We start from the raw sequence: 3,849 nt of genomic DNA on the forward strand, positions 1-3,849 counted from the left end.
TTAGTACCTTGCACCCGATGACAGAGGATTCCCATTACAGGTACACCAATGCTGTGGTATTGGTCCCTTTAGCATTTTTGCTGGGGATATGGCTCGTTTATTATACCGAGCTGAGACTGGGAATTAATTTGAATAACTGGGGGATTTACCCGCGGACCCTGAAGGGTTTAAGGGGAGTTCTTACGGCTCCGGGAATACACGGCTCCCTGGAACATCTTTATAATAATTCAATCCCCCTGGTGGTACTTACGGCGGCCCTTTTTTATTTCTACCGGGACATTGCATGGAAAACCCTGCTCCTGGGCATCTTGTTATCCGGGTTGATTACCTGGTTTATCGGAAGGCCTTCGTACCATATTGGGGCGAGTGGCCTGATTTACGTACTGGCCAGTTTTATTTTTTTCAAGGGGATATTCACCAGGTACTACCGTCTGGTGGCATTGTCCCTCGTGGTGGTTTTCGTCTATGGGAGTATGTTGTGGTATATTTTTCCTGTGATCGACGGCATATCCTGGGAGGGCCATCTCGGGGGCTTTATCACAGGGTTGTTCCTGGCTATATTTCTAAAGACCCCGATCCCGAAACTTTCAAAATACCCATGGGAGTCCGAAGAATATGAGGAAGATGCAGATCCCTTTATGAAGCATTTTGATGCGGACGGGAATTTTATCGAGAATATACCCGAAGCGCACTCCCCGGCTAAAGTTGAAAATCCATCTCAAACCTCTGGAACTCCGGAGTCGGGACATACCCATAAAACACATACCCAGACCTCCGACAAAATCCAGATCCGATATCACTACAGAAAAAAGGGGGATTCAGCCCCGGGCTAAGTATTGGCCAGGCGTTGGCGGACAACTTCATAGAGAAATGCACCACAGGCCACGGAAACGTTCAGGGACGCGATAGCACCACTGATAGGCAGGCGGGCACTGTGATCCGCAATTTTTAACACGGCAGGTGAAACTCCCCGCTCTTCGGAACCCATTACCAGGGCCGTAGAAGGTGTCAGTTTGGTTTCATAAAGGGTGTTTTTGGCTTTTTCACTGGCGGCTACAATCTGTACCCCATGCGCCTGGAGGTAGAAAACAGCATCCTTGATGTGAGGACAGCGGCCAAGGGGAACCTGGAAAACGGCGCCCGCCGAGGTTTTTACGGTATCGGCTGTAATTGGGGCAACACCACTTTGGGGAAGAAGTACAGCATGCACTCCTGTACAGGCTGCCGTTCGGATAATGGCACCCAGGTTGCGTACATCCGATACCCCGTCAAGCAATAAAAAAAGGGGAAATTCAGTTTCCGCGACCACCTGGTCTATAAGGGGTTGGTAATCCTGGAGGGGGACTGGAGAGATGGTGGCAACCACACCCTGGTGATTGCGATCCCTGAAGCGTTCGAGCCGCTGGGTAGGTACGTAACTCAGGCGTGCTCCTTTTTTTTTGGCCATGATCTGAACTTCCCTGGCCAGGGGCCCCTGAACGCCTTTTTCAAGGTAAATTCGATCGATAGGCTGCCCGGCTTCAAGCGCCTCAAGAACAGCGCGTAGGCCATAGATCTCGGTTGGTTCTTCCATGGGAGCAAAGGTACGTCAAATTGCAACATATAGGGAATCGAGAATATCTGTCAATGCCGGAAGCAGGCTTGCGGAAGGATCCCAAAAAAGACCTTAGGTTAGAGCTCCAGGGCCTGGATCTCAGGCGCCTCCCGGTCATAGGAATACCCCCTCCAGAAAAACCCGGATGCATTGAATTTCCAAACCACTTCTTTTTCACGGGTGACTTCCCAAAACCCATAGTCTCCCTCGGTGATCAGGATATTCCCGTTCTGAAGAGGCACAGCCCCAGAGACTTTTCCGGAATACAATTTCTCATCTGTAAAGCTCCACAAGACCTCGGGTTCGTTGTCCGCATAGGGAATTAATTCTAACTCATCGGGTAATTGCAGTTCATATACCGTAGACTGGTTAAAACCTACTCCATTGGAGAAAATCAGTAGTTTTCCCTGGTCTGCACCTTGTAGTAAATTGGGGAAGTGATTGTTGTAGAAAAGTCTGGTTCCTGCAGTATTATGATATGTTTTGGGATTCCCGAAGCGGTAGACCAGATCCCCTCCTTTTCCATACGCCCCACCGGAATGACTTGAAGCCTCCTCTGGGGTAGTACTGTGGTCTATCACCCAAACTTCCGAAAAAAAGTTAACACTAATAAAGATCAAGTCTTTTACCGGGTCATACGCTATGGCATTGGCATGCATAATATCCCCGCTTAGTTCGGGCCAATCCTCATTTTTTGGAACATAATTTAGATCAATGAGTTCAGGATGGTCACCAACTACCCCGAAATTTGATTTTGAATCATCATAATCCTGGATCAGGTGTTCCCAGGAATGCCATTCCCATACAATTTCATCCGTGTTGGGATCAATTTCAATGATAGCTTCCGGATAAATATCTGTGGATACCATAGAACCGCCCTCCAAGGCTTCCTGGGCAGTGCGTTTTTCCCATACCAGGGCAATGACGTTTCCGTTTGGCAACAATTCAGCATCGTGATGCGTTTCTGCCAGTTCAGAGGAATATAAAAATTTCCACTCAACGGTATTGTCGGGACCAATAAATTGAAGCTGCCCGCCCTTTCCCCCGATTTTAATTTTCGGATCGTCGGATTCCAGAGAAGCCAGAACCCGGCCATCGGGTAATAAAAAGACGTCATTTCCAATATTGTTGGTCAACTCCCATTCGTGCAGGAGACGCGAGTCTTTATCCATGATGTAGGCCCTGTTGGACTCTGCATCATTTACCAGAATATAATTGTCATCCACAAGGTCCGGGTTGAGGTATTCAACCGTTCCCATGAGGTTCTCATCCTCCACCGGCTGTGGATCCGGACTGTTCCCTTCCGGCTCGGGGATTTCGGACTGCTCCTCCGGGACTGCGGATAAGTCCTGTCCGTCGTCATCATTGGAACAAGAGTAAATGCCCAACAAAAGTGTCAGGCATAAAGACCATAATAAAATGCTATGGAATTTCATAAGAACAAATATAAGATGCGCTGAAGTGACCTTTCTAACGGGCCATGCTTAGCCTGCGTTGCGATCCATATAGAGAATGATGCTCATCAGGTCCTTATCGTTGTCCAGATCCAGGTCGTTTTCTTTGATAAAAGCTTTGAGACCGTCCTTCTGGTCTGAATCCATTTGCTTGACCAATTTTCCTTTTTTCGGGACCAGCTCGTCAATACGGTCTACACCGGTTTTTTGGATGTAATACTCCTCGAACTGACTAAAACGGCTGGGTGTAGCCTTAACAAATGAATTCACGGCTTTGGACCCTTCGGTAAATTTAACTCGTATACGCTTGTAGAGGTCGAAGTTTTCACCATCTACCAGTTGGGTAAGATATCCGTTAAGTGTTTTTCCTTCTTTATCGATAAAGGTTTTAAACAGCATAGGGTTCCCATCGACCTTAAGGATGATGTTTTTATCCCGGCTCAGACCGCGCACTCCTTCATCCATTGGGTTTTCCTTGATTTCAATTTCCTCGTTCAGGGCATTGTAACGGTAGTAAACGGGCCCCACTTTCTCGTCTTTGTAAAAGAGTTCCGCGAGTTTGTACTCATTATCTGTGTATGGTGATCCCGCAAAGCTTTCCCATTCGATATTTCGTTTTTGAGAGGCTTCCGATATAGGACCCAAAAGGGTAGCAATCGCTCCCGCCGTAGTTCCCTGAGCTGCACCGCCGCCGCCCATAGTCGTTTGGATTTGCCCCGAATATTGTCCGTAGGCCAAACTGCTGACGGCTATGGAAAGTGTAAGTGTTAAAAGTCTGTTTTTCATGATCATAGAATTTTT

The 3,849-nt window shown here is 47.7% G+C and carries 4 protein-coding genes; 1 reads left to right on the forward strand and 3 read right to left on the reverse strand.

Annotation, left to right across the window (positions count from 1 at the left end; genetic code table 11):
• Nucleotides 1-17 precede the first annotated feature (17 nt).
• Nucleotides 18-833 (forward strand): rhomboid family intramembrane serine protease, encoded by an 816-nt coding sequence (locus WBV75_RS07680; RefSeq protein ID WP_424120049.1) that lies wholly within the window; start codon nucleotides 18-20, stop codon nucleotides 831-833.
• Here WBV75_RS07680 and rlmB read toward each other — a convergent pair.
• The 3 genes from rlmB to WBV75_RS07695 form a co-directional block, all read right to left on the reverse strand.
• A complete protein-coding gene (gene rlmB, locus WBV75_RS07685) occupies nucleotides 830-1,573 on the reverse strand; it encodes a 23S rRNA (guanosine(2251)-2'-O)-methyltransferase RlmB (RefSeq protein ID WP_424120046.1) in 744 nt (247 codons plus the stop codon). The two genes, WBV75_RS07680 and rlmB, sit on opposite strands and share 4 nt — an antisense overlap.
• A 98-nt stretch (nucleotides 1,574-1,671) precedes the next feature.
• Nucleotides 1,672-3,030 (reverse strand): aryl-sulfate sulfotransferase, encoded by a 1,359-nt coding sequence (locus WBV75_RS07690; RefSeq protein WP_424120047.1) that lies wholly within the window; start codon nucleotides 3,028-3,030, stop codon nucleotides 1,672-1,674.
• 48 nt (nucleotides 3,031-3,078) lie between these two features.
• Nucleotides 3,079-3,849 (reverse strand): hypothetical protein (locus tag WBV75_RS07695; protein ID WP_424120048.1); only part of this gene is annotated, 771 nt, incomplete at its 5' end.

The organism is Robiginitalea sp. (assembly GCF_049588695.1).
GTDB lineage: Bacteria > Bacteroidota > Bacteroidia > Flavobacteriales > Flavobacteriaceae > Robiginitalea.

What these genes read in the sequence shown, in the direction of transcription:
- WBV75_RS07680 (WP_424120049.1), top strand. Translation starts at nt 18, where the DNA reads ATGACAGAGGATTCCCATTACAGGTACACCAATGCTGTGGTATTGGTC.
- rlmB (WP_424120046.1), bottom strand. Translation starts at nt 1,573, where the DNA reads ATGGAAGAACCAACCGAGATCTATGGCCTACGCGCTGTTCTTGAGGCG.
- WBV75_RS07690 (WP_424120047.1), bottom strand. Translation starts at nt 3,030, where the DNA reads ATGAAATTCCATAGCATTTTATTATGGTCTTTATGCCTGACACTTTTG.